This is a genomic window from Candidatus Methylomirabilis sp., assembly GCA_036000645.1.
Classification (GTDB): Bacteria; Methylomirabilota; Methylomirabilia; order Methylomirabilales; family JACPAU01; genus JACPAU01.
This window is the reverse complement of sequence record DASYVA010000018.1, coordinates 1-4,883: the sequence shown is the minus strand read 5'-3', so window position 1 is coordinate 4,883 and position 4,883 is coordinate 1. Positions and strand designations below refer to the sequence as shown.

6 protein-coding genes and 1 riboswitch are annotated in these 4,883 nt (G+C 68.9%); of the genes, 5 read left to right on the top strand and 1 reads right to left on the bottom strand.

Features of this window, described 5'->3' with window-relative positions; translation table 11 throughout:
• Nucleotides 1-792: homocysteine S-methyltransferase family protein (locus VGT06_00780; GenBank protein ID HEV8661667.1), on the bottom strand; the 792-nt coding region annotated here is incomplete at its 3' end.
• Between the two features lie 136 nt (nucleotides 793-928).
• Nucleotides 929-992, top strand: a riboswitch (Fluoride riboswitch).
• Nucleotides 993-1,024: 32 nt separating this feature from the next.
• On the opposite strand from VGT06_00780, the gene VGT06_00775 reads away from it, so the two are divergent.
• The 5 genes from VGT06_00775 to VGT06_00755 form a co-directional block, all read left to right on the top strand.
• Nucleotides 1,025-2,125 (top strand): DUF6062 family protein, encoded by a 1,101-nt coding sequence (locus tag VGT06_00775; GenBank protein HEV8661666.1) that lies wholly within the window; start codon nucleotides 1,025-1,027, stop codon nucleotides 2,123-2,125.
• An 85-nt stretch (nucleotides 2,126-2,210) separates the two neighbouring features.
• Nucleotides 2,211-3,395 carry a cation:proton antiporter gene (locus VGT06_00770; protein HEV8661665.1) on the top strand — a complete coding sequence of 395 codons (1,185 nt, stop codon included), beginning with the start codon at nucleotides 2,211-2,213 and terminating at the stop codon, nucleotides 3,393-3,395.
• 20 nt (nucleotides 3,396-3,415) lie between these two features.
• Complete coding sequence (locus VGT06_00765) at nucleotides 3,416-3,838, top strand: universal stress protein (GenBank protein HEV8661664.1); 423 nt, start codon at nucleotides 3,416-3,418, stop codon at nucleotides 3,836-3,838.
• 47 nt (nucleotides 3,839-3,885) lie between these two features.
• On the top strand, nucleotides 3,886-4,575 hold the full coding sequence (locus VGT06_00760) for a hypothetical protein (protein ID HEV8661663.1): 690 nt from the start codon (nucleotides 3,886-3,888) through the stop codon (nucleotides 4,573-4,575).
• A 102-nt stretch (nucleotides 4,576-4,677) separates the two neighbouring features.
• A partial coding sequence (locus tag VGT06_00755) for a hypothetical protein (GenBank protein ID HEV8661662.1) occupies nucleotides 4,678-4,883 on the top strand: 206 nt, incomplete at its 3' end.

Sequence of the window (4,883 nt, the reverse complement as noted above, 5' to 3'; positions counted from 1 at the left end):
CGCGTCCTGAGCGAAGTTGGCGAAGTACTCGGGGGAGGAGGCGGGGTAGACGATCCGGCCGGCCACCCGGGAGGGGAACCCCGCGTTGGGCTGAGCCGAGAGGGCGTGGCCGTCTGCCGCCGCCGCCATCTCCCGGAGGATCCCCAGCGTGTCCCCGGGCCCCACGCTGCAGTTGAGGCCGAAGGCCGCAAGCCCGAGCGGGCGCAGCGCCTCTGCGGCGGTGCGCGCGCTGACACCCGTTGGGGTCTTGGCCTCTTCGGTGAAGGTGAGTTGGGCGACCACCGGCAGGCGGGAGGCCCCCCGGAGAGCCCGCAGGCAGCAGAGGAGCTCGGCGAGCGAAGGGAAGGTCTCCACCATGAAGAGGTCCACCCCTCGGTCCTCGAGCGCCCGGGCTTGCTCCTGGTACGCCTCGGTGAAGGCCGTGACGCTCGGCTCCTCCAGGGCCTCGGTGAGCGTCCCGACCGGGCCGATGGAGCCGGCGATGAAGACCTCCCGGCCCGCGATCTCCCTGGCCTCCCGGGCGAGCTTGACGCCCCGCTGGTTGATCTCGACGGTCTTGTCGGCCAACCCGTAGGCGGTCAGCTTCATCCGGTTGGCCCCGAAGGTGTTAGTCTCGATGATCTGGGCCCCGGCCGTGATGTACTCCAGGTGGATCTTCAGGACGCTCTCGGGGTGGGTGAGGTTCACCTCATCCGTGCAGCGGAGATGCCCGAAGGTCTGGTAGAGCATGGAGCCCATCGCCCCGTCGCAGACCAGGACGATGTCGCGGAGGGCCTCCAGGACGCCTGACATGTCGGTGCCTTTCGCAGCCGCTCGCCGGCGGCGTATGTGCGACGCTAGCCGAGCAGCCGGCCCCTGTCAACGGCCATGGCCGCTCCCCGTGCCAGAACGGGCTTGACTTCCGCCGGTGCATAGGACTACATAGGACCTACATTCAGGCGATGGAGTTCGCCTTAACCGCCGCTTCTGCGGTTGATAACTCCTACTGAAGGGTAACCTTTGGTAGGAGTTTTTTGTTTCCCCCATGACGCACGAGGCGCGTTCCGAGATCCCGACCCGGTTCATGCGCTACTTCGACCTCCGGGACGCCTTCGGCAAGCCCGGCTGCCCGGTCTGCCGCCTCCTGGAGGAGGGACGCCGGCGGAATCTGGACAACCTCCTGTATGAGCGGGTCAACGATCCCGGCACCCGGGACGTCCTCCGGGCGAGCCGGGGTTTCTGCAACTGGCACGCCTGGATGCTGCGGGAGATTCTCCACAGCGCGTCCGGGGTGAGCATCCTCTACGGCGACTTCCTGGCGGAGACGATCCGGTCCTTGAAGCGCCTGGCGGAGCAGCCTCCGGCCGCTTCCCCCCTCCGCCGCCTCTGGGCCCGGCTGGGCGGCCCCGGGGGCCCGGCGCCCCTCCGTGTCCGCGAGCGCAGGCCCCCGTGCCCAGCCTGCCACGGCTGGCCCTCGGAAGCGCACGACCTCCAGACCCTCGTGGCTTTCCTGGAAGACTCGGAGTTCGGTGCGGCCTATGAACGGTCGGACGGCCTCTGCCTCCCTCATCTCGAGCGGGCCCTCAGCTTGGCGTCGCCCGCGACGGCGATTCGGTTGCTGGAAATGACGGTCCCACGCCTGGAACATCTGAAGTGGGAGCTAGAGGAGTTCGGGCGGAAGCGCGACTACCGCTACGCGGGGGAGGAGCGAGGCGAGGAGGGAACGGCCTGGCTTCGGGCGATCGAGTTCTTCGTCGGGAAGCCCCAGGTCTTCGGGAACGACCGGGGCGGGCTCCTGTCACCCGCCGCCGAGACTCCCGCGCCCTCGCCAGCCACCTGTCCGGTGCCGGCCGACGGGGTCGAGCGCCTGCAGTTCGAGCTGGCCCGGGCCCGGCAGCGCCTCCAGGAGGTCACCCGGGCCTGGACCGAGGAGTCCAGCCGCGCCGCGGCCCTCCACTATCAGGTCACCCAGCTCAGGGAGGAGAAGCGCCGGCTGGAGTTCATCGTGGCGGGGCTCCGGGGAGGCGATCAGGCCTGGAACAGCCTCGCCGAGCATCTGCGGGAGCAAGTGCAGGCCCTCCAGCAGCGGATCGTGGAACTGGAGGGGAGGACAGAAGTCCAGCCCGGAGCAGCGGACGGCGGCTGAAGGCGGGCCGACGGGAACCCTGTGGCGGGCAGCTTCTGGCGAGCGCCCTGATCCCGTCTCAGACCGGTTCTTCTGGAGGAGGCGCGTGGAGCAGGCGTGGATCGCCATGGTCGTGGGCCTGCTGGTCCTGTTGGCCAGCATGGCGTCGGTGGAGCTGGGGATCTCGGTGGCCCTCATTGAGATCTCCCTGGGGGTTGCCGCCGGGAACTTCCTGGGCCTTTCCGGCACGCCGTGGATGGATTTCCTGGCAGGCCTGGCCGGCATCGTCCTGACGTTCCTGGCCGGGGCAGAGGTGGATCCGGACCTCCTGCGGGAGCGCCTCAAGGAAAGCGTCCTCATCGGCGGCCTCTCGTTCCTCCTCCCCTTCGCGGGAGCCGCAGCGGTGTGTTACTACGCGCTCGGGTGGTCGGCGAACGCCGCCCTGATCGCCGGCACGGCCCTCTCCACCACCTCCTTAGCCGTGGTGTACGCGGTGTTGGTGGAGACGGGACTGACCGAGACCACGATCGGCAAGATGATTATGGCCTCCACCTTCGTGACCGACTTCGGGACCGCGCTCGCCCTGAGCTTGCTGTTCCTCCGGCCGACGTGGTGGCTGTTCCCCTTCATCCTCGGCTCGGCCGTGATCATCTGGGCCATGCCCCGCCTCCACCCATGGTTCTTCCCCCGGTACGGGAACCGGGTCATCGAGCCCGAGATCAAGGGGGCCCTGGCCGCCCTGCTCGTCCTCATGTTCTTCGCCCACCTGGCCGAGAGCCATGCGGTGCTCCCGGCCTTCATCCTGGGGCTGGCCGTCGCCCGGATCTTCAACGCGAACCGGGAGACCCAGCGCCGGTTCCGGGTCGTTGCCTTCGCCCTCCTGACCCCCTTCTTCTTCCTGAAGTCCGGCATGAGCGTCTCGCTGGGCGAGGTCTGGACCAACCTGGGACTGCTGGTCCTCCTGCTTGCCGTCAAGCAGACCACAAAGTTTCTCGGGGTCTATCCCGTCGCCCGCCGCTATGTCCCGGCCGAGGCAATGTACACCACGCTGCTGATGAGCACCGGCCTCACCTTCGGGACCATCGCTTCGCTGTTCGGCCTGCAAGCGGGCTACATCACCTCGGCCCAGTTCTCCGTCCTGGTCACGGTTGTGGTCCTGAGCGCGATCATCCCCACCTTCATTGCCCAGCGGTGGTTCGAGCCGCCCCGGCCACCCGTGCATGAGAATTCCGCGGTGAGCCCCGAGCCTGAGCCGGCCCCGGCAGGGGTCGCTGAATTGGGGGGCCGGTGAGGCGGCCCGGGGAGGGAGCCATGTTCCAGAAAATCCTGGTGGCCTACGACGGCTCCGAGGGATCCAAGAAGGCCCTGCGGGCTGGCATCGCCCTGGCCAACCTCTGTGAGGTTCCCCTGCACGCCATCTCCGTGGAGGAGAGGCTCCCGTACTTCGCCGCCACCGTCGGGGAGATCCAGGAGGCGAAGGTAGAGGCGGATGCTTTCTTCAAGCGGATCACCAAGGAGGCACGCGACGAGGCCGCGCTGGAGGGGGTGGAGCTGATCACGAGAGTCGTCCCGGGCCATGAGGTCGAGACCATCGTGACGTACGCGCGCGAGGGGCATTTCGACCTCCTCCTCATCGGGTTCGTGGGGCACTCCAACGTCTTCGGCCGGATCATGGGGAGCACGTCGCAGAACCTGGCCCGCCTGGCCCCATGCACCGTGATGATCGTGAAATAAGCGTCGCCGGAGGTGGGGCAGTGGGGGCCGAGAGGGGGAGGGGCCGGGTGCCAATCGAGCGTGGCGTGCGCGCGGTGGACGTCTTACGCCTCCCCCCGGCCCACCGACACGTGCTTTGGGCTGCCGGCGGTGGGCGTATCGTCGGGGCAACCGTGGTCTGCGGGGGAGAGGGGAGTCACCTTGTCCTGACCGTGGAGTTCCCCTGGTGGCGGCGAGTCGTCCGCTGGCAGCGGGGAGATCCCCCTGCTGGCGCCCAGGAGCAGGTTTTCCGCTGCGGAGCGGAGGGAGAGACCTGGGGCCGCCCCCCCATCGCCACCGCAACCTTCCGCGACCGGCAGGAGGCTCTTGCGGAGCACGGCAGGGCGGTGGATGCCCTTATCGCAGGGGAGTATGAACGTCGGCTGGTGCGGTCGTTCTTGACGGCTCTGGGTCCCCTCCTCGAGTCGGCGGCAGCAGCCGTGGCTCGGGGGGATCTCGCAGCGGCGGTGGCCGGCTACGATGGGGTCCTCGCCCGCTGCCACGCCTGGGATCCCGGGCGGGCCTTCTTCGCCGCCTATCAGGACGTCTATCTGCTGCGCGCGGCGGTCCTGGAGCGCCTGGATCCCGAGCAGGCACACGAGGCGTATCGGGCGTTCATGACGCTCTACGTTGCCCTCGACCGCCCTGAGGCGCAGACGGTGGAGGCAGTCGCGACGGCGCGCCGGGCCGTGGAACGCCTCGCCCGTAAGTTCCGCTAAGAGTGGGAAGGCCGACCGCGTGCCGTGCCTCCCGGCGGTGCACGGGGGAAGGTGGGGGAAGTGACCGAGGCCGAAGCTCTCCGTTTCGGTGAGGATCTTCCCGTGGAGGAGCGCCGCTCGGTGTTGGAGCGGCGACTCCAGGCCATGGTGGGGGGTCTCGATCCGGCCGCCTCGGCCGAGGTCGGCCCGCTGCGCGTGCACGAATCCCGCGAAGACCCCTCCTGGCCCGTCCGGCTGCGCAAAGGCGAGCGAGGCTGGCGCCTTCTCCTGCCTGCGGATCTTTGCGAGAAGCAGGGAGCGGAGAGCGT